The organism is Paenibacillus sp. FSL H8-0548, assembly GCF_038630985.1.
Lineage (GTDB): Bacteria > Bacillota > Bacilli > Paenibacillales > Paenibacillaceae > Pristimantibacillus.
The window spans coordinates 5,870,328-5,891,539 of sequence record NZ_CP152049.1 but is presented as its reverse complement, the minus strand read 5'-3'; the positions used below and the strand labels follow the sequence as shown (position 1 = coordinate 5,891,539).

Here is a 21,212-nt window from a genome sequence, read left to right as displayed (position 1 = left end):
TAAAGGTTCGAGAGCCTTAGGTGCAGCTTTTTTCTGTTCATAACAGCCGTTACTGTTGTCTTGGGCGAATACGGACGACACCGATGTCGGTTGCTATTATTCGTTCTTTTTGTAATACGAGGGAGTCATGCCTGTTAGTTTTTTGAACATACGGTGAAAATGTGGAAGGCTTTCAAAGCCGCATTGCTCGGCGATCTCGGAAATATTGGCATCACTCTCCATGAGCAGCTCCTTGGCCCTTATAATGCGTTTGGTTGTGACGTATTCCGTTACGTTCATGCCGGTAAGCTTCTTGAACACGCGCGAGAAGTGGGCTGGGGTGACCGATGCTTGCTTGGCCAGCTGTGACAGCCCGAGAGGATTGCCTGGATGCTCATCAATATAAGTCAATATAGACGTCATCCAGCTTGGCGCTGACGAGAATAGAGCTGGCTCTGCGTCTGCCGGATTAAGGGCTCTGCCGAGAATAAGCAGTATTTGCTGCAAATGCAGCAGCACCGCTTGGCGATAGCCCGGCAGCTTGTCTTTCTCCTCCGCATGGATACGATCGATTAAAGCGACGATTTGCTGACTCGTGTCAGCCGCGGCTGTCTGATGCCGGTATGCCTTGCGGCGCTTAGCTTGCTCGAAGCAGCGCAAATAAGAGAAGGACTCGCCAAGTGGAGGGTTATGAACGAGCGAAGCGTTGAAAAACAGCGCCGTCGATGTTTTTGGATTTTCGGAATCGGGAAACGAGCGATGGATCGTATTGCCGGGAATTAAAAAAACATCACCGGCAGCTGCATCATAAAAAGTCTGATCGATAAAGAAGGTGCCTTTGCCGCTATAAATGTAGACCAGCTCATACCAATCGTGAAAATGATCGGGGAGCTCATTCTGCGCACTCTTCGTATCTCGATAGACGCATTCGAATGGAAATGGAGTCAGGGCGTCGAATCTTTTGCGGTAGGGATCCAGCAGGCTTCACCTCACTTGGAGCATTTGTCAGCCTGATTGTATCAAATATCAAAAAAGAGTACAAATATGCGTCAATTAGCTATTTCAGAGATCGATATTGTTTTTTATAATGAAGAGGAACCTAATCTGCTAGAAAAGAGGCGGAAGAGATGAGATTGGACTCGCATCAACATTATTGGAGCATAGAACGAGGAGACTACGGCTGGATAACACCGGATATTCCGGTGCTGTATCGAGATTTTTTGCCGCAGCATTTGGAGCCTCTTTTAAATAAACATAAGCTGGATGGATCAATCGTTGTGCAAGCGGCAGCGACGCTCGCAGAGACTGATTATTTGCTGCGGCTCAGTGAAGGCGAGGATTCGATTCTAGGCGTTGTCGCATGGCTCGATCTTGCAGATCCTGATTATCGCAGTCATTATGAGCGCTTCGCGCAGCATCCCAAATTTGTAGGGTTTCGGATCATGATACAGGATATGCCCGACGCAAACGCCATTCTGGAGCTGAGCTTTGTGGAAGCGCTCACTTTTTTCGCTGAGAAGGGTGTACCTGTGGATTTTCTGGTCGTGTCGCATCAATTGGAGCCGCTCGTGAAGCTGCTTGATCAGGTACCTACGCTGCGCGCGGTCATTGACCATATCGCCAAACCTCTGATCAAGGATGGCGTGCTTGAGCCTTGGAAAAGCCAAATGAGCCAAATCGCCACCTATCCTAATCTCTATTGCAAGCTGTCGGGGATGGTGACGGAGGCGGATCACAGCAGCTGGAAGCCGAGCGACTTTCAGCCGTATATTGAGCATGTATTGGATGTATTCGGGACAGATCGAGTCATGTTCGGCAGCGACTGGCCAGTCAGCCTGCTTGCGGCAACCTATGATGAGCTGGTTGAGGTGCTGGAGCAGGCACTGCCTAAGTCGTGGACCGAGGCGGAGCGGGATAGATTATTTGGACTAAATGCGAAGGAGTTTTATCAACTATGACAACTTTAAATCATAATCAATTAAATGAGGAACAAACTCGTCTATATGAGGAAGCACAACAGGCCAAGACAACGGTATTGCAAATTGGGGAAGGCAATTTTTTGCGCGGCTTCTTCGACTGGATGCTGCATGAATGCAGGAAGCAAGGCTTATTTGAAGGCAGTGTTGTCGTGACACAGCCGCGGCCAGGCGGCAAGCCGAAGATTGATGCGCTGGCAGAGCAGGACGGGCTCTATACACTCGTTATTCGCGGATTGGAGAATGGCAAGAGCGTGGAGAGGGCAGAGGTGATCTCGGTATTTGGCAGCGCGTTTGATCCTTATTCGGAATGGGAGAGCTTTCTAGCGCTAGCCGAAAATGCTGATTTGAAGCTCGTCGTTTCCAACACAACAGAAGCGGGGCTTGTCTATCGTCCGGAGTCGCTAACCCCGGGTCAGCCGATTCTATCCTTTCCCGGGAAGCTGACACAGCTGCTTTATCGCAGGTTTAATCATTTTAACGGAGATCCAGCGCGCGGTTTAGTATGCTTGCCTTGCGAGCTGTTGGAGCGCAATGGCGACGAGCTTCGCAGCTGTATTTTGCGCTATAGCGAGGATTGGGGTTACTCTGAGGCATTCAAAGAGTGGGTCGTTATGCATAACCGATTTTTAAATTCACTTGTTGATCGCATCGTTACGGGCTATCCAGAGGAAGCGCAGGCAGAAGCTTGGTTCAGCGAATGGGGTTATTCCGATAAAATGCTAACGACGGCGGAGCCTTATCACCTATGGGCGATTGAGGCAGAGGAAGCGCTGGAGGAGCTGCTGCCGCTGCGCAAAGCAGGTCTTAACGTACACTTTGTCGAGGATTTGAAGCCTTTCCAGCTTCGCAAGGTGCGTATTCTAAATGGAGCGCATACGCTTATGACGCCGCTTGGCCTGCTGCATGATATGGAGCAGGTGCGGGAGGCGATGGAGCATTCGGTGATCGGTCCGCTGGTGCGCACGACGGTCGAGACGGAAATTATTCCTTCACTGGCGATTCCAGAGTCGGAGCTGAAGGCGTATGCGGGCGATGTCTATGAGCGTTTTCTGAACCCGTTCATACGTCATAGACTAGCGGACATCGCGATGAACAGCTTAAGCAAATTCAAGGTCAGATTGCTGCCATCCCTGCTGCATTATGCCGAAGACGGCAGAGCGCTGCCGGACGGTCTTGTACAAGGCTTTGCAGGCTTGCTGCGTTACTACAAGGTGAACAAGACGGATGCTGGCTTTGAGGGACAGACCTTGAGCGGTGCCAGCTATACGGTGCGGGATGATACAGCCATGCTGGAAACGATTGCTGCCGTATGGTCAGAAGGACAGGAGCAGGGCTGGTCTCAGGAGCTTATTATGGAGAGCCTGCTAAGTTTAGAGAGCATTTGGGGACGGGATTTGTCTGCCGAATGGCCAGCTTTAGCTGGAGCAGTGGCTGCAAAGATAACAGGAATGGAGAGACACGCCAATGAATAGCTGGGTCAGATTGCATGAGGATGATCATGTCGTTATTGCGCTGCAGCCTTTTGCCAAAGGAGATAAGCTGACGCTTGAAGCAGGGCTTGTGCTGGAGCTTCAAGATGAGGTGCCTAAGGGGCATAAGGTACTGACGCACGCGGTTCGTCAGGGTGAGCATGTGCTGAAGTTCGGTTATTCCATTGGAGTAGCGAAGGAGGATATAGCGCCGGGCAGCTGGGTGCATACGCATAACATGGGTACGGGCTTGAAAGGATTTGTTGATTATTCCTACGAGCAGACTGCTCCTGAGCAGGTGATCGGACAATCGCGTGATGCGGGCCGCAGCTTCCAAGGCTTCGTTCGTGAAAATGGCGACGTTGGCATTCGCAATGAAATATGGATTATTAATACGGTTGGCTGCATTAATAAAACATGCGAGATAATCGCTCGAAAGGCGCATGCTCTCTATGAAGGGCGTGTGGATGGCGTCTATCATTTTGCCCATCCATTCGGCTGCTCGCAGCTTGGCGATGATCTTGTTCATACGCAGAAGCTGCTTGCCTCGCTTGTGAATCATCCGAATGCGGCAGCTGTTCTCGTCATCGGTCTTGGCTGTGAGAACAATCAGATTGATGCGTTCAAGCGTGCAATCGGCGAGCATAGCGACGAGCGGGTAAAGTTTCTGAAATCGCAGGAGGCGGAGGATGAGATCGAGGAGGCGCTTGAGCTTGTTGAGCAGCTTGTAGGCTATGCGGAGCGCTTCAAGCGTGAACCGATATCGGTCTCGAAGCTGAAGCTGGGCCTCAAATGCGGTGGCTCGGACGGTTTGTCTGGCATTACGGCTAACCCGTTAGTAGGTGCGGTATCCGATCGGTTGATCGAAGCGGGCGGAACGGCGATTTTGACCGAGGTGCCGGAAATGTTTGGCGCGGAGACGATTCTTATGAATCGGGCTGCTAATGAGCAGGTTTTTGGGAAAATCGTTCATCTGATCAATGATTTCAAGCAATATTTCATCAAGCATGATCAAGAAATTTATGAGAATCCGTCACCGGGCAACAAGGCTGGCGGGATTAGCACGCTGGAGGAAAAATCACTCGGCTGCACGCAAAAGGGCGGCCATGCGATCGTGCAGGATGTCGTTCCTTATGGCGAACGGATTACGAGCAGCGGTCTTAATCTGCTGGAGGCGCCAGGCAATGACCTCGTCTCGGTAACAGCCCTATCTGCTGGAGGTGCGCATATCGTGCTTTTCACGACAGGCAGAGGAACGCCGTTTGGCGGCCCGGTTCCAACGGTGAAAATAGCGACGAACAGCGAGCTGGCTGGACGCAAGAAAAACTGGATCGATTTTAATGCTGGTCAGCTGCTAGAGGACAAGAGCATGGAGACGCTGACTGATGAGCTGTGGGAGCAGCTGATCAGCCTTGCTTCGGGTGAGATTCAAACGCATAATGAGCGCAATGGCTTCAAGGAAATTGCGATTTTCAAGGACGGCGTTATTTTGTAGACGTGGCGTGAAACTGTTCATTCAATGAGTTAGCAGCAAGGTACGCAGGCCACACAATAGGATTTTTATAATAGGGGGTGTGTATTGGTGAAATATCGCAAGCTTGGAAAGACGGGACTTGAGGTTTCGTCGCTCAGTTTCGGCGCATCGTCGCTGGGGTCAGTATTTAGAGAAACCGATGATGCAGAGAGCATACGCACCGTGCATACAGCGGTGGATATGGGCATTAATCTTATCGATGTGTCGCCGTATTATGGTTTAACGAAGGCAGAAACGGTGCTCGGCAAGGCGATCTCGGAAATCGATCGCGATCGTTTCTTCTTGACGACGAAGGCGGGGCGTTATGGGGCAGATCAGTTCGATTTCTCTGAGCAACGTATTGTTAGCAGCGTGGATGAGAGCTTGCAAAGATTGCAAACCGACTACATTGATATTTTATTTTTGCATGATATCGAATTTGTACCATTCGAGCAGGTTGCTGAGGGCGCATTCGCTGCACTGGATAAGTTGAAGCAGCAGGGGAAAATTCGTTTCTCTGGCGTATCCGGTCTTCCGTTAACGGTGTTTGAGAAATCACTTGCTTACACGGAGCTTGATGCGGTGCTTTCTTACTGCCATTACGCACTTAATGATAGCTCCTTGCTTGAAGTTTTGCCGTTGCTGGAGCAAAAGCAGGTCGGGCTTGTCAGTGCATCGCCGTTGTCGATGGGGCTGCTTGGACATCGGCCACTGGCAGATTGGCACCCCGCCGGTGAAGAGCTGCGCGCTGCATGCAAGAAGGCAGTAGAGCATTGTACAGCGAAAGGCGAGGACATCGCTAAGCTTGCGGTGCAATTCGCTACGGCTAATGAGCGAATTCCGACGACGCTGGTAAGCACAGCGAATCCAGATAATATTCGCAAAAATATTGAATGGACGGACGAGCCGCTGGATCAAGAGCTGCTGGCAGAGGTGCTTGCGATTTTAGCTCCAGTGCACAATCATAGCTGGGTAAGCGGACAAGAAGAATACAATACGAAGATTATCGTATAAGGGAGAGCTGCAGGGTGAGGGCAATCGTATGTGAGCAAATCGATCAGCTTAAGTTAGTAGAGCAGAAGGAGCCGGCTTTGCAGCCGGGAACGGCTATCATTCGTATTCGCAGAATCGGCATATGCGGCACCGATCTTCATGCCTACAAAGGGAATCAGCCCTTCTTCACTTATCCGCGTGTTCTTGGACATGAGCTGGCAGGCATTGTAGAGCAGGCTGATGATCCGCAGGGCCTGATACAGGCAGGCGATCAGGTGAGCATCATTCCTTATATACACTGCGGAAGCTGTATTGCGTGCCGTCATGGCAAAACGAATTGCTGCACCGATATGAGGGTGCTTGGCGTTCATATTGATGGCGGCATGCGGGAAAAAATCGTTGTGCCGGTCACACATTTGCTTGTGACAAATGAGCTGACCTTAGATCAGGCAGCGGTGCTGGAGCCGCTAAGTATTGGCGCACATGCGGTTCGCCGCTCCGAGCTTCGTGCTGGGGAAACCGTGCTGGTCATTGGCTCAGGCCCAATCGGGCTTGGCGTTATGGCCTTTGCAAAGCATTGCGGGGCGCGTGTGATCGCCATGGATATTCAGGATGAGCGGCTGGCGTTCTGCCAAAGATGGGCGAAGGTCGACGAGACAGTCAATGCGCTGCAGGGTGCGAAGGAACGTCTAGCTGAATTAACGAGCGGAGAGTATCCGACGGTCGTCTTCGACGCAACGGGCAACGCTCGGTCGATGACGGATGCATTTGGCCTTGTCGCGCATGGCGGCAAGCTTGTTTATGTAGGTCTCGTCAAGGCGGATCTCACCTTCCATGATCCGGATTTCCATAAACGGGAAATGACATTAATGGGCAGCCGCAACGCGACAATTGAGGATTTTTCTGCAGTTCAAGAGGCGGTCAGAGCTGGCAGTATTGATGTGGACAGCTTCATTACCCATCGTGTTCCATTTAATGAGATGATCAGTCACTTTGACAGCTATCTGAAGCCGGAGTCCAAAGTAATTAAAGCGATGGTGGAATTATAGTCAAGGTATGGCCGACTACGATAGAAAGTTCGACCTATTCACACAGGTTCCCGCCAAATGGGCATATGATGCCCGATCCGCGGTGAAATAAGTCTACTAAATAGATCTAAATCCTCCAAATTAGCTTATAACGCTGGAATAGGTCTACTAAGTAGACCTATTCACACAGGTTCCCGCCAAATGGGCATATGATGCCGATCCGCGGTGAAATAAGTCTACTAAATAGATCTAAATCCTCCAAATTAGCTTGAAACGCTGGAATAGGTCTACTAAGTAGACCTATTCACACACATTCCCGCCAAATGGGCATACTTCCCCTTAACCCAATACTAGGATAATCAATAGGTCTGTGAAAAGTAAACTCTAAGCTCAATGGAACTGCTTAGCAGCAGTTTAGATTGTGGAAAGTGCAATGCGTGCACCACTAACTTATTATTTCATTAGTTTTTGAGGTAGCTTCGGCTGCCGAAAGCGCATCTTTTTTTGTAATGGTGAATCAATACGCGCTTGGTGTGTGGATGGCGGGCGGCAACTCGGCGATGGAAAGTAATGTACTTTGTGCAACGGAATACGTAGAAAAGCGCGATGCGCAGGTCTACGTTGCACAAAATACAATAGAACCGTCGATTATTGAGCTTTTTACCCTTCAGGAGGGCTAATCTATTGCAGAAAGTACACTCTACGTTCTATCGAGTCGCTCAGAAGCAGTTTTGATTGTAAAAAGTGCAATATAGAAGCAGTTGGCCCGCACCAACCAACCAACCTACAGATGTGCATTGATCAGGGCAGACCGCCGGAGATTATTATGTATCAGGGAGCATTTTTAATCAGCGGTATGGGAATGCGTAGAATAGAGTGAAATAAGGTGCTGATAATGTACAAGCTGGTGTCTTCGCACAGCTAACCTCGCTGCGAACGGAACGATTAGTTTTAGCTGTGAAAAATGCTGAATTCCGCCAGCTCACAGCTTTTTCGTGCATTTTATTGACGTTGCAGCACAGCGGAAAAGAGCAGTCCTTAACCTGGCTGGGAAAAACGATAATATACAATTACTCCCTCCTTCCCCTCGTTCACCAACCCGTCACACCTTTACTTCGTGCAGAAAAGTCCATCCTCAAAAACAGAAAAGTCCATTCAGATACATTTTATATCGTGTAACATAGGGGAAGTTGTTGATAACGGTTATCACTTCGTAAATGTGAAGCCATATCAGCGTATTTTTTTAGCATTAGTTGAGAATGATTATCTCTGATAATATTATTTATAATGATTCGAGGAATTTTTATGAAGCTATGGCATCTCTTTACCGTGCTTATTGTACTATCGATTACTTCCCTGTTTATTGGGGTAAAGGACATTTCGCCGCTTGACCTGTTCAGCTTAACGGAGCAGCAGCTGCAGGTGTTGTCGATTAGCCGTATCCCAAGACTTATCAGCATTATTATCGCTGGCGTAGGGATGAGTGTTACCGGCCTGATCATGCAGCAGCTAAGCCGCAATAAGTTCGTTTCGCCTACTACCGGGGGGACGGATGATTCAGCTAGGCTCGGCATACTGGTTGCCTTAATGGTATTCCCGTCAGCCGGCACAATTGAAAAAATGCTGATCGCTTTCGCCTTTGCGCTGGCGGGTACCTTTCTATTTATGAAAATCCTTGATCGCTTGAAATTTAAGGATACGATTTTCATTCCCTTAGTTGGGTTGATGTTCGGCAATGTGATCAGCTCGGTGACGACTTTTTTTGCCTACAAGAATGATCTTATTCAAAATATTTCCTCATGGCTGCAAGGCAGCTTCTCGCTTGTCATGAGTGGTCGTTACGAGCTGCTTTATGTGAGTCTGCCGCTTCTCGTGCTGGCCTATCTGTATGCCAATAAGTTTACGATTGCAGGACTCGGTGAAGAGTTCTCGACCAATCTAGGCATGAATCACAAGCTTGTTGTTAACATTGGTCTTGTTATCGTGGCGCTCGTATCGGTAATCGTTATTTTGACCGTGGGCACGCTGCCATTCCTTGGCCTTATTATTCCGAATATCGTGACATTGTACATGGGCGATCATTTGAAAAAAAACCTGTCGCATACGGCGGTCCTTGGCGCAATTTTCGTACTGGTGTGCGATGTGATCAGCCGACTGATTATTTACCCGTATGAGGTCCCTATCGGTCTAACGATCGGCGTCATCGGCAGCGTCATTTTTCTTTACTTATTGATGAGGAGAAAGGCATATGAAGCTTAAATTAAGTTTGCTTGCGGTGCTGGCCGTCGCATTAATAGCCGTGTTTCTATTCATTCAGCTTGGGCCCAATTGGGATTATGCATTGCCAAGAAGATTGAAGAAGGTGCTGGCGATAGTCATAACCGGAGGTGCAATTGCTTACTCCACGCTAATATTTCAGACGATCACTAACAATCGTATTTTGACGCCGAGTATAATCGGGCTCGATTCGCTTTATATGCTCATCCAGACGTTCGTTATTTTTGCCTTCGGCTCGATGAGCCTGCCAAGCACGAATAAGTATCTCAACTTTTATATATCAGTCGGACTCATGATTGCATTTGTAGCAGTGCTTTATAAGCTTCTGTTCAAAAGAGAAGGACGAAATCTTTATTTTCTTCTGCTGATCGGTCTAGTGCTTGGTACATTGTTCGGCAGTATATCGACGTTTATGCAGGTGCTTATTGACCCGAATGAGTTTCTCATCGTTCAAGGGAAAATGTTCGCTAGCTTCAATAATGTGAATACGGATTTGCTGGTCATCTCCATCATTATTATCGGCTTGGTTGCCCTTTATGGGCAGCGGCTCGGCAAGTATTTGGACGTTATGTCGCTGGGCAAGGAGCATGCAGTCAATTTAGGTGTTCCGTACGATTATGTCGTCAAAAGACTGCTGGTCATCGTCGCGATTCTAATCGCCATATCCACTGCATTAGTTGGACCGATCACCTTTCTTGGTTTGCTCGTTGTGAACGTTGCGTATCAATTTATGCGAACGTATCGCCATCGCTATCTGATACCAGGAGCGATTTTGATTAGTATCATTTCTCTAGTTGGCGGACAGCTGATTGTGGAGCGAGTGTTTACGTTTGAGACAACGGTCAGCGTTATTATCAACTTCATCGGCGGAACGTACTTTTTATATTTGCTGCTAAGGGAGAAAAAAGCATGATAGAAGTTAAAAATGTTTCTAAAGCATATGGCGGCAAGCCGGTTATTGACCAGGTATCGGTCCGCATTTCCAAAGGCAAGGTCACCTCGTTTATCGGACCTAACGGAGCGGGCAAAAGCACGCTGCTCTCGATGATCAGCCGCTTATTAACGAAGGATAGCGGTCAGGTGCTAATTGAGGGAAAAGAAGTTTCGGAGTGGAAAAACGCGGAGCTTGCGAAGAAAATATCGATTTTGAAGCAGTCGAATCATATTAATCTCCGTTTGACTGTGAGAGAGCTCGTAAGCTTCGGGAGGTTCCCTTACTCGCAAGGCAAGCTGACGAAGGAGGACTGGGTACAGGTAGACGAAGCGATTGCCTACATGGATCTAGTGGAGCTGCAAAGCAAATTTCTCGATGAGCTGAGCGGTGGACAGAACCAGCGGGCATTTATTGCGATGGTTATTGCACAAAATACCGAGTACATATTGCTGGATGAGCCGCTGAATAATTTGGACATGAAGCATTCAGTTCAAATTATGAAGGTGCTGCGGCGATTGGTGGAGGAGCTTGGCAAGACGGTTGTGCTCGTTATTCATGATATTAACTTTGCATCTTGTTACTCGGATTATATCGTGGCGTTGAAGGATGGAAAGGTCGTCAAGGAAGGCTCTACCGAGACGATCATCGACAGCGCCGTGCTGCAAGAAATTTATGATATGGATATCCCGATTGAACTGATTAATGGGAATCGTATCGGCGTTTATTTTAAAATATAGGAAAGTATATCATTTTGCGATATTTTCTCTATATTTCTCCGGAATGAAACGCGCAGCGCCGCCCAAGGACGGCGACAGCCGTTTCACCTTGCGTAAGCAAGCAAGTTTTAATTTTGGATGTTCAAGTTTTTAAATAAAAAAATATTTAGGAGTGATTGAAGTGAAAAAATCTTTACCTGTACTGGCTATTCTAGTGATCTTTGCAATGGTGATGGCAGCATGCGGCGCTACGAACAACGGCAACAACAACACAAGCGGAGCAACTAACGCTCCATCGACAGAGGCGCCTGCAGCAACTGATGCGCCAGCGCTAACGGAAATTACAGTTACGCATCAGCTCGGCGATACGGTCGTACCTGTTAATCCTGGCAAGGTCGTTGTTTTTGATTTCGGTACTTTGGATACATTGGATAAACTAGGTGTAGAGATTGTTGGATTGCCAAAAGCGAGCCTTCCGGCTTATCTTGAAAAATATAATGACGCGAAATATACAAACACTGGAAGCTTGAAAGAGCCTGATTTTGAGAAAGTCAATGATCTTGCTCCGGGTCTAATTATTATTTCTGGTCGTCAATCTGACGCTTATGAAGAGCTAAGCAAAATTGCGCCAACCATTTATATGGGGATTGATAATAAGGACTTTATGGGTTCATTTACAGCCAATGTGAAGACGCTGGGTCAAATTTTTGGCAAGGAAGCAGAAGCGGAAGCTGAGCTTGCAGCCATTGAAGCTTCTATTAGCACATTGCATGACAAAGCAGCAGCAAGCGGTAAAAATGGCCTGATTATTCTGGCTAACGAAGGCGCAATCAGCGCTTATGGCCCGTCATCCCGCTTTGGTGTCATTCATGATGTGTTCGGTGTAACTCCGGCTGATGCAGGGATTGAAGTTTCTACGCATGGTCAAAGCGTTACTTTTGAATACGTAGCAGAGAAAAATGCAGACTACCTCTTCGTCGTTGACCGCAATGCGGCTGTTGGAAGTGACGCGGCTGCTAAAGGATCAATTGAGAATGAGCTAGTGAAGAACACAAATGCGTTCAAAGAAGGCAATATCGTTTACCTTGATCCACAATTCTGGTACCTGTCCGGCGGCGGTCTGATCTCCGTAGCGGAAATGGTCAAAGAAATTGATGCAGCTATAAAGTAATAGCTCAGTAAGACAGTGAAGACTGATCGCCTGCTTACCGCAACTGCGGCAGTGGGCGCTCAGTCTTTTTGCTGCATACTGAGAACATTAGATGATATTTAAGTTGAACTAAAAAATGAAGTGTAAGCGAAGCGAGAAGATCGTTCTGTAGAAACGAAGTGTTCGCCTTTGCAGCCATATTCTAACCTTTAAATGTCTTAGGAAATCAAAGAATCTGGCTGCAACAGCGATCGTAAGAATGATCTTCTCGCGCAGCGCGCACAACGTAATTTCTAGTTCACATATATCTATGTGTTCGATATTTCAATTTTCGAATTCCGGGAATGCCGCTATAATATGAAGTAAGCAGAGGGGAGGGTGAGCGTGAAGCCTGTTTTGGAAATACAGAAGCTAAGAAGAAATAGAAGTGATGCACAAGAAGGCGCCTTATTCGCTAATGTATCCGCACAAATTACGGAGCCGTCAATGATCGCTTTGCTTGGCGTATCTGGTCAGGGGAAGAGCACGCTGCTCCGGATGCTGGCTGCTCTTGATCAAGTGGATGAAGGAACGATACGTTTACATAATGTCTCGCAGCAAGAGATGGACGCCAGATTATGGAGAATGAAGGTTTGTTATGTTGCTCAGCAGTCGGTCATGCTGCAAGGCACGATCGAACAAAATTTGCGGACGGTCAGCCTGCTGCATCGCATTCCCTATGACGATAAGCTGGTAAAGCAGCTGCTGCCCAAGCTGGGGCTTGCCCATCTGGAGCTTGGCAAGAGCGCTGAGCAGCTCTCGGGCGGGGAGAAGCAGCGAATAGCCTTGCTCCGCTCGCTTCTACTGAAACCAGCAGTGCTGCTGCTGGATGAAATTACTGCTTCGCTCGACCGAGCAAGCAAAGAAATGGTTGAACAGGTGCTGGGGGAGTGGCATCATCAAGAGGGGACGACGATAGTTTGGGTGACGCATGATCTTGAGCAGGCGAGAAGGATAAGCAAAGGTGTATGGTTCATGGGCGAGGGGACGCTGCTTGAGAACTGCGCAACCGCTGCTTTTTTTGAGAAGCCGGCAACGGAGCTTGCACAAAGCTATATCGAGACCCCTGTGCCAAAGGAGCAGCCATGTCTATCCTAGCGCTTAGCTTTACACTGTTATTTGTGATGATTACGATGCTGGTCTCTGTATGGCAAAAGCTAGGGCTTGAGCGGGATATTGCTGTCGGTACGGTACGTTCAGCTATCCAGCTGCTGCTGGTCGGCTATGTGCTGCAATTCATTTTCAACACAAACAATCCACTCTTTATTGCATTAATACTACTTATCATGATTACAATAGCGTCCTACAATGCAGCGAAAAGGGGAAAAGGCCTCAGCGGAATCGTCTGGAAAATTGCGATTGCCATCACCTCGACAGAGCTGCTGATGATGGGGCTTCTGCTCGGCTTTCGAATTATAGAGGCGACGCCGCAATACATTATCCCGATCAGCGGGATGACGATTGGCAATGCGATGGTCGTGTCGGGCTTGCTGCTGAACCAAATGAGAAGAGAGGTCGAAGCCTCAAGAGGCGAGATTGAGACGCTCCTATCGCTTGGAGCAACAGCCAGGCAGGCGATTCAGGACGTTATGAAGCGCTCCGTAAAATCCAGCATGATTCCGACGATTGATGGCATGAAGACCGTGGGGCTCGTTCAGCTTCCAGGGATGATGACAGGGATGATTATCGCTGGCGCCAATCCGGTAGAAGCGGTACGGTATCAAATTTTAATTGTGTTTGCATTCGCAAGCTCTGCAGCCGTTTCGAGTATTATTCTGAGCTTGCTAAGCTATCGTCAATGGTTTACGAAGGATTTGCGCATTCCAAATCTAGAGCAAAAGGGCGGATAGATATGTTGAAGGTTTATAACAGCGGAATTGCATTAGAGAAGCAAATTGCCAGCACTGTGCTGCCAGAGCAAGCGTTGTCACTATGGGCTTTGGGACAGGAGGGTTTTCTCGTCAAATGGAAGGGGAAAACGATTTTGTTCGATCCTTATTTGACGAACTGGGTTCATGAGCAGAGCGGCGATCCTTGGGGTCGAGCCTTCGAATCCCCTCTTTCGCCATCACAATGTCTGGATGTTGATTATGTCGTCATCTCGCATCACCATGAGGATCATATGGACAAGCTGACACTGCAGACCATTGCAAAATCCGCGAAGACAATTTTTATTGCATCTAAGGCTCATTTAGCGCTGCTCAAGGAATGGGGACTGCGTGATGAGCAGCTGATCGGTATTTCACACGGACAAACGTTGGAGCTTGAGGACGGTATACGGCTTGAAGCCTTTGCTGCCAAGCATGAGCAATTTGAATATGATGATGCGGGAGAGCATAAATTTTTAGGATTCGTCGCAAGCTTTGCGGATATCAATCTTTATCATGCAGGCGATACGGTCGGTTTTCCAGAGCTGGTGGCATGGCTGCAAAGCAAGCAGATCGATATTGCACTGCTGCCTATTAACGGACGTGACTTTGTTCGCGGAGGGCAGGGTATTGTCGGCAATTGCAACTACCGGGAAGCGGTCGAAATTGCAGTGCAAATTAATGCTGATTTGCTCATTCCGATGCATTATGGCTTGTTTCCGCACAATGATGAGAATCCAGCGTATTTCGTTGATTATATTTACCGCCATTACCCAGCTAAAAAGTTCCATATGTTCGCTCCCGGCGAGCGCTTTATTTATATGAAGTAGTTTATAAGGATCCATAAAGTCAGCTTTGCCTGCCTCCACATGAATACAAAGGACTTAGGGCATTATAAGATAAGTCTGGTGGGCAAGGAGGGCTGAATACCTATGACGAATAGAGGACTTATAACGGCAATTGCTGCTGTAGGAACGGCACAGCTGCTAAAGGTACCGATTCATTATGCCAACACGGGGCAATGCGATATGCGAAAAATGATCGGTTCAGGCGGTATGCCAAGCGCACATTCGAGCGGTGTGTCTGCATTGGCTGTCTATACAGCAACCAAGTATGGTTTGAAGACGCCTGTCTTTGCGATATCTACGATGCTTGGCATTATTGTTATGTACGATGCGATGAATATTCGCAGACATGCTGGTGAAATTGCGGTGCAGGTAAATGATTTGGACGAGGATGTTGAACGGCTTGCGGGTGAGCATCCAGGCATTCATCATAAACGAAGGCGTGAGAGGTTGAAGGAAAGCTTGGGCCATCAGCCGCGAGAGGTTGCAGCCGGGGCATTGCTTGGAGCAATGATTGGCTTTATGGGAGCAATAACAGCCTATAAGAAATAAACGAAGCAGCTTCGATGATGAAATACGGGAAGGCTTAGGCCCTTTATGGCTTAAGCCTTTTTTGTTGCGGAAAGCTAAATAACGCACTTCGAAGATTATATTTATTTACAAATAGCATGGATGGTTTCTTAGTTATATAATGGAGGAAGTTGTCATTTTATGAGCAAGCATGAGGGGGAGAAAGAAAGTGACAGAGCAGCTATTATGGATGCATGGAGCGCCTTATGCGCTCGGAAATACGGATGAGGATTGTCCTGCAATTACGCCATATCTCGTGGAAGGGAATGATCGTCCTGCAGTTATTGTATGTCCAGGCGGAGGATATGGAGGAAGAGCTCCTCATGAAGGTGAGCCAATTGCACAGTGGTTAAATGGACTCGGAATATCTGCGTTTGTGATGCGCTACCGCGTCGCGCCTTATCAATATCCATGCGCGCTGCTGGATGTGCAAAGAGCCATTCGCACCGTACGGTACAAGGCAGATCAATTCCGCATCGATCCGAAACGAATCGGGCTGCTGGGTTTCTCAGCTGGCGGGCACTTGGTATCGAATGCGGGGACAAGCTATGACAGTGGAAACAAGCAATCGGAAGATGTGATCGAGCAAATGTCCTGCAGACCGGATTTACTCGTATTATGTTACCCTGTCATTACGCTTAAGGAGCCGTTTACGCATATTGGCTCCAGAAATAATCTGCTGGGCGAGGACGCTGAGCCAGCGACGGCAGAGCAGCTAAGCAGCGAGGCTAACGTAACAGAGGATACGCCGCCTACCTTTCTATGGCATACATCAGATGACGGAGCAGTTCCAGTGGAGAATAGTCTCTTATTTGCATCTGCGCTCCATAAACATAATGTGCTGTTTGACCTTCACGTTTATGCAAAGGGTAGACATGGCCTTGGCTTAGCTGAGGATGAGGAGCATACGCGTGGCTGGACGGATGCGTGCGCTTCTTGGCTCGCTTTTAATCATTTTAAAGAGTAGCGGCGGCTGCTAGACGCAGACGATGATTTGTCTTATAAAATTGCCTTTCCTAGTGGTACAGCGATCCACTATTGTGAAGCCTGCGCTTGCAATCAGCTCGTCGATCATGCCAACCGTTACAATAACGGCTCTGTCAGCGATTCGGCGAGTATGCTGCAGCAAGGAGAGCTGTGCCTCAGGTGTGGTATGAGAGAAGTGATTATAAGGCATATCGACGACTGCGGTATCGTAATGATCAACAACCTCCGAAATATCACCACATACCACCTCGGTTTGAAAATGAAAGTGAGCCAAGTTCTCACGGGTCCCTTGGACGACAAAGTGATTAATATCTCGTCCGATCATGTTGATATCCATAGATAACGCTTCGACCAGCACTGTCCCGATACCGCAGCAGGGATCAATCGCTGTTATATTCGCCGGAACTGGAACAGCGATATTCGCTACAGCCCGTGCTACACGCGTACTTAAGGCGATGGAGTAGCTGCGCGGTTTTTGCATATGGGTAAGCCAGACCGCCTTGCTCTTAAGGTAGCTGCCGAAATACCAGCGTCCGCCCCAAGTGACGATGCCAAATACGTTGTCAGGCTGACGTACATCGGCTTCACCCTCGATATAAACACCAATTTCCCGTTCAATGCTGCGCTGCTCATCGAATTCTATTTTGTCCTCGGGTGCCAAATCATTCATTTTTATGAAAATGACCTTAAAGGTCTGATCGTTTAACTCAATTTGCTTGACCTGCTCCAAAATTTGCTCGAGATGATCGCCTTCATACATGACTTCAATTCGTTCTCTCATAAATGGGCTGCGGTCGGGATGAACGGCAATATCGCTCATTAAGAGTCCGGCTTCGGTATGCTTTCCAAAAAATGAACGCATTTCGAGCAGACATAGCTCAGTTTCCTCCAAACGGTACCCATACGTATATATAAATAACGGTGCTTGTTTATTCATGATCGGTTTCGTCGCATCCTTTTCATTTACGTGCACAAGCTTCTATTATACGTCAATGAATAAGGGCTGTCATTTCGACAGCCCTGGAAGGAGGAAACCGGCTATTCACGTGAGATCATCCAATGAGCTGGACCGCTTGCTGCTCCGCATGCAGCAGACGCTCTCTTACATGAACGACCTCGCCAATAATGATCAGTGCTGGATTGCAAAGCTTCATGGATAAGGCAAGGGTATGAATATCGGATAAAGTACCTACGATGGTACGCTGCATAGAAGTTGTTCCCCGTTCAATTAATGCAACAGGAGTGGAGGCTGCTTTGCCATGCTTCAGCAGCTCTTCACGTATGGCAGGAAGCTCGCTGACCCCCATATAAATAGCAAGTGTATCCACGCTGTGAGCAAGCAAATCCCAACGAATGGCTGCTTTATCGCCGTGGCAGCGACTGCCGGTGACGCAGGCAAAGGATGAGGCATATTCGCGATGGGTAACCGGAATGCCAGCAGCAGCGGCAGCACCGATTGCGGAAGTTATACCGGGCACGATCTCATATGGGATTCCATGTGTTGCAACCGCCAAAGCCTCTTCCGCTCCTCTTCCGAAGACGAGCGGGTCACCGCCCTTCAATCGGACAACATTTTTTCCTTCTAGGGCATAATGGATAAGTGCTTCATTAATATGCTGCTGCGACATGGCATGCGCGCCTGGTGCTTTGCCGCAGTATACCAGCTCCGCGTGGGAGCTCGCATAACCAAGCAGTTCTTTGCTGATAAGCCGATCATATAGAATAACGTCTGCTTGCTGAATACGGCGCATCGCTTTAATCGTTATAAGCTCGGGATCACCGGGACCTGCTCCGACAATATAGACCTTGCCAACCGCTATATTTCTCATAAGCTGCCCCCTTTGGCTCGTACCGCTATTTTTAGTGTTCAATGGCTTGGCTGCTGCAAGGAGCAACGGATGGATGTTTCTTTAGCTTGCGCCCAATGCTATATCAGGTTTTACGTACGCCATTGTTACGTCCTCTTAAATCGTTACATATATAGAGCCGCTCACTTGATCGATTTCCGTCTCGAAGGTGACGACACACCCTTCATCGGGCTCCTGAACGCGGCCGCTGCGCAGATCGATTTTCCAATCGTGGAGCGGACAATGTACGGCTGTGCCGCACACCATCCCTTCCGATAATACACCGCCCTTATGTGGGCATTTATTTTCGACGGCTAGTACGCTGCCGTCAGTCAGGCGAAATACGGCGATTTCAGTTTCCTTAATTTTGATGGTGCGTGATCCCTTTATATCGATATCCGATAGGTTGGCTACCAGCAGCTTCGTTGTCATAGGTGTATTCCTCCCAAAAGTTCTAGATTTGCGCAGGCTGAGCAGTGGATAATTTCTCGAAATTTTTGCGAAGCTCATCAGTTTCTACGATTTGCTTCCAAGGATCTGTGGTGAGGCTCAGCGTTTTCTCGATCCTTGCCACAAGGTCAAGGCGATCCTCTTGCTTCTCGAGCGCTGTCTTCACGTACTCAAGACCGACACGCTCAATCCACTGTGCTGTACGCTCATTCCATTGTGCTTGTTCGCGGTATAGCTGCAGGAAGGCGGAGGACCATTCCATGACCTCATCCTCTGTTTTCACGATCGTCAGCAGCTCGGTTGCTCTTACCTTAATACCGCCATTTCCACCCACATGCAGCTCCCAGCCGCCATCAATGGCGATAACGCCAAAATCCTTAATCGTCGATTCTGCACAATTTCGAGGACAGCCTGATACCGCAAGCTTAACCTTAGCAGGAGCATTCAGTCGCTCAAAGGCTTTCTCCATTCGGATGCCCATACCGATGGAATCCTGTGTACCGAATCGGCAGAATGTATTGCCGACACATGTTTTAACGGTACGCAGCGTTTTTCCGTAAGCGTGTCCGGACGGCATGTCAAGCTCAGCCCAAATTTTTGGAAGATCCTCTTTCTTTACACCCAGCAGGTCTAGCCGTTGCCCACCGGTGAACTTCACCATCGGTACTTCGAATTTCTCGGCCACCTCAGCGATTTTCTTCAAATCCGCAGGGGAGGTTACCCCTCCATAAATACGAGGCACGACGGAGAAGGTACCGTCCTTCTGAATATTCGCATGATAACGCTCATTCGTAATACGGGATTCCTTCTCATCGACGTATTCTTCTGGATACAGCATGCCCAGATAGTAATTGAGTGCAGGACGGCATTTCGTGCAGCCCTCAGCATTATGCCAGCCGAGTACGTTCATAACCTCATTGGTGCTCATTAGGCGCATGCTTGTAATGCCCTCAACAATCTCATCTCGGTTAAGTGAGGTACAGCCGCAAATGCCTTCTTTAACTGGTTCGCCGGTCGAATCGCCGGAGTAGAGAGCAAGCAAGCCTTCAACTAGCGGCTTGCAGCCGCCGCAGGATGCGGAAGCCTTCGTGCAGGATTTGATGGAGCCTACCGTATTGCAGCCCTTGGTCGTGATTGCTTCAGCAATGGTGCCTTTCGATACGCCGTTGCAGCCGCAAATAATTTCGTCATCCGCCATCGCTTCGAGTCGGTTGCCGCCAGAGGATTGGCCTAGCAGATCGGATGAGATGCCAAGCAATATTTCCTTCTCACGTCCCGCAACAGATTCACCCTTCTTAATAGAAGCAAATAATTCAGCACCGTCTGAGATATCCCCGAATAGTACCGCGCCAACGAGCTTGCCATCTTGAATAACGATTTTTTTATAAGTGCCTGCCAGATCATCCTGAATTTTTAGCGAGCGCGTGCCGGGCGATTCGACAAAACGTCCTGCCGAGAACACATCAACGCCGGATACTTTAAGCTTGGTCGAGGTGACTGAGCCTGCATAACCAGCCGTTTCAACACCAGCTAGATGTTTCGCCAGCACCGCGCCTTGTTCATAGAGCGGTGCAACAAGGCCATAAGCGATACCCCTGTGCTCCGCGCATTCGCCCACGGCATAGATGTCAGGTATGCTCGTTTGCATGAAGTCATTAATAACGATGCCCCGATTGACTTCGAGCCCTGCTGCTTTGGCAAGCTCAACATTTGGCTTGATCCCTACAGCCATGACGACTAAATCCCCGTCTACTTCAGTGCCGTCAGTAAAAGCTAATCCGGCAGCACGTTTTTTTCCTTTAATAGAAGCTGTGCTTTTTTGCAATAAAAACTGCATCCCTTGCGCTTCCAGCTCGCTTTGCAGCATCTTGGAGGCGGTTAGGTCCAATTGGCGTTCCATCAAGTAGGGGTGAATATGGACGACGTTAACTTCCATACCCAAATGGAGGAGACCTCGTGCTGCTTCAATTCCGAGCAGGCCGCCCCCGATGACGACTGCTTTCTTGTACTTCTTGGATGTGTCAATCATGACCTCGCAATCATGGATATCACGGAAGGCGATTACGCCTTCTTTGTCTGCGCCAGGAAGGGGCAGCATGAAGGGGTTCGAGCCAGTAGCGATAATGATCACATCGTAAGCCGCTTCAATGCCAAGGTGCGAGGTGACTTTTTTGCGCTCGGTATCAATCTTGGTTACCTTGTGTCCGGTGTATAAGGTAATATTATTGTCGGTGTACCAGCTCCAGTCGTTGATGACGATTTCTTGCATATCTGCACCGCCGGCCAGGACGGAGGAAAGCATGATTCGATTATAATTGGGATGCGGCTCGGCACCGAAGATCGTAATGTCGTAGCTTTCAGGAGAAAGCTTTAATAAATGCTCAATCGCCCGTACTCCTGCCATGCCGTTTCCGATCAGCACTAATTTCTTTTTAGATGTAGTCATTGTATTTCTCTCCTCTCAAAACTTTATCTGTAATAAAAATAATAAAAGCCTGCTACGCGCTAAAGGGGAAAACGTACATCTCCCTTGAGAACGAAAGCAGGCTTCTTTGCCGCTTCAAACGA

General features: G+C 48.5%; 19 protein-coding genes. 14 read left to right on the top strand and 5 right to left on the bottom strand.

Annotated features, from left to right (window positions below):
• Positions 1-96 precede the first annotated feature (96 nt).
• On the bottom strand, positions 97-927 hold the full coding sequence (locus MHI37_RS25250; protein WP_256710536.1) for an AraC family transcriptional regulator: 831 nt from the start codon (positions 925-927) through the stop codon (positions 97-99).
• A gap of 179 nt (positions 928-1,106) precedes the next feature.
• Here MHI37_RS25250 and MHI37_RS25245 point away from each other — a divergent pair, with 179 nt between their 5' ends.
• The 14 genes from MHI37_RS25245 (at position 1,107) to MHI37_RS25180 (ending at position 16,327) form a co-directional block, all read left to right on the top strand.
• The gene (locus tag MHI37_RS25245) at positions 1,107-1,937 is read left to right on the top strand and encodes an amidohydrolase family protein (protein WP_076337107.1); all 831 of its coding nucleotides are present in this window, start codon (positions 1,107-1,109) and stop codon (positions 1,935-1,937) included.
• Complete coding sequence (locus MHI37_RS25240) at positions 1,934-3,430, top strand: tagaturonate reductase (RefSeq protein WP_076337108.1); 1,497 nt, start codon at positions 1,934-1,936, stop codon at positions 3,428-3,430. The genes MHI37_RS25245 and MHI37_RS25240 overlap by 4 nt, the downstream gene beginning before the upstream one ends.
• Positions 3,423-4,922, top strand: a complete 1,500-nt coding sequence (locus MHI37_RS25235; protein WP_076337109.1) for an altronate dehydratase family protein — start codon at positions 3,423-3,425, stop codon at positions 4,920-4,922. The genes MHI37_RS25240 and MHI37_RS25235 overlap by 8 nt, the downstream gene beginning before the upstream one ends.
• Positions 4,923-5,009: 87 nt before the next feature.
• A complete protein-coding gene (locus MHI37_RS25230) occupies positions 5,010-5,954 on the top strand; it encodes an aldo/keto reductase (RefSeq protein WP_076337110.1) in 945 nt (314 codons plus the stop codon).
• A 14-nt stretch (positions 5,955-5,968) separates the two neighbouring features.
• On the top strand, positions 5,969-6,982 hold the full coding sequence (locus tag MHI37_RS25225) for a zinc-binding alcohol dehydrogenase family protein (protein WP_076337111.1): 1,014 nt from the start codon (positions 5,969-5,971) through the stop codon (positions 6,980-6,982).
• A 1,284-nt stretch (positions 6,983-8,266) separates the two neighbouring features.
• Positions 8,267-9,220 (top strand): ABC transporter permease, encoded by a 954-nt coding sequence (locus MHI37_RS25220; protein WP_076337112.1) that lies wholly within the window; start codon positions 8,267-8,269, stop codon positions 9,218-9,220.
• The gene (locus MHI37_RS25215; protein ID WP_076337113.1) at positions 9,210-10,151 is read left to right on the top strand and encodes an iron chelate uptake ABC transporter family permease subunit; all 942 of its coding nucleotides are present in this window, start codon (positions 9,210-9,212) and stop codon (positions 10,149-10,151) included. The genes MHI37_RS25220 and MHI37_RS25215 overlap by 11 nt, the downstream gene beginning before the upstream one ends.
• Positions 10,148-10,909: an ABC transporter ATP-binding protein gene (locus MHI37_RS25210; protein WP_076337114.1), complete on the top strand. Its 762-nt coding sequence runs from the start codon at positions 10,148-10,150 to the stop codon at positions 10,907-10,909. The genes MHI37_RS25215 and MHI37_RS25210 overlap by 4 nt, the downstream gene beginning before the upstream one ends.
• 160 nt (positions 10,910-11,069) lie before the next feature.
• Entirely contained in the window at positions 11,070-12,059 is a 990-nt protein-coding gene (locus tag MHI37_RS25205) for a siderophore ABC transporter substrate-binding protein (RefSeq protein ID WP_076337115.1), read from the top strand.
• Between the two features lie 363 nt (positions 12,060-12,422).
• Positions 12,423-13,175, top strand: a complete 753-nt coding sequence (locus tag MHI37_RS25200) for an ATP-binding cassette domain-containing protein (protein ID WP_083676280.1) — start codon at positions 12,423-12,425, stop codon at positions 13,173-13,175.
• Positions 13,163-13,927 carry an iron export ABC transporter permease subunit FetB gene (gene fetB / locus MHI37_RS25195; RefSeq protein WP_076337116.1) on the top strand — a complete coding sequence of 255 codons (765 nt, stop codon included), beginning with the start codon at positions 13,163-13,165 and terminating at the stop codon, positions 13,925-13,927. The genes MHI37_RS25200 and fetB overlap by 13 nt, the downstream gene beginning before the upstream one ends.
• A 2-nt stretch (positions 13,928-13,929) precedes the next feature.
• Positions 13,930-14,775 carry an MBL fold metallo-hydrolase gene (locus MHI37_RS25190; protein WP_076337117.1) on the top strand — a complete coding sequence of 282 codons (846 nt, stop codon included), beginning with the start codon at positions 13,930-13,932 and terminating at the stop codon, positions 14,773-14,775.
• A 102-nt stretch (positions 14,776-14,877) separates the two neighbouring features.
• Entirely contained in the window at positions 14,878-15,342 is a 465-nt protein-coding gene (locus MHI37_RS25185; protein WP_076337118.1) for a divergent PAP2 family protein, read from the top strand.
• A gap of 169 nt (positions 15,343-15,511) precedes the next feature.
• Entirely contained in the window at positions 15,512-16,327 is an 816-nt protein-coding gene (locus MHI37_RS25180; RefSeq protein WP_076337119.1) for an alpha/beta hydrolase, read from the top strand.
• Positions 16,328-16,336: 9 nt separating this feature from the next.
• On the opposite strand, the gene MHI37_RS25175 is transcribed toward MHI37_RS25180, so the two are convergent.
• The 4 genes from MHI37_RS25175 to nirB all read right to left on the bottom strand — a co-directional run bounded on the left by MHI37_RS25175 (position 16,337) and on the right by nirB (position 21,090).
• The gene (locus tag MHI37_RS25175) at positions 16,337-17,284 is read right to left on the bottom strand and encodes an RNA methyltransferase (RefSeq protein ID WP_076337120.1); all 948 of its coding nucleotides are present in this window, start codon (positions 17,282-17,284) and stop codon (positions 16,337-16,339) included.
• Between the two features lie 115 nt (positions 17,285-17,399).
• Positions 17,400-18,176 carry a uroporphyrinogen-III C-methyltransferase gene (cobA, locus tag MHI37_RS25170; protein WP_076337121.1) on the bottom strand — a complete coding sequence of 259 codons (777 nt, stop codon included), beginning with the start codon at positions 18,174-18,176 and terminating at the stop codon, positions 17,400-17,402.
• Positions 18,177-18,311: 135 nt separating this feature from the next.
• A complete protein-coding gene (gene nirD, locus MHI37_RS25165) occupies positions 18,312-18,626 on the bottom strand; it encodes a nitrite reductase small subunit NirD (RefSeq protein WP_076337122.1) in 315 nt (104 codons plus the stop codon).
• 22 nt (positions 18,627-18,648) lie between these two features.
• Positions 18,649-21,090, bottom strand: coding sequence for a nitrite reductase large subunit NirB (nirB, locus tag MHI37_RS25160; RefSeq protein WP_076337123.1), 2,442 nt, complete (start codon positions 21,088-21,090; stop codon positions 18,649-18,651).
• Between the last annotated feature and the right edge of the window lie 122 nt (positions 21,091-21,212).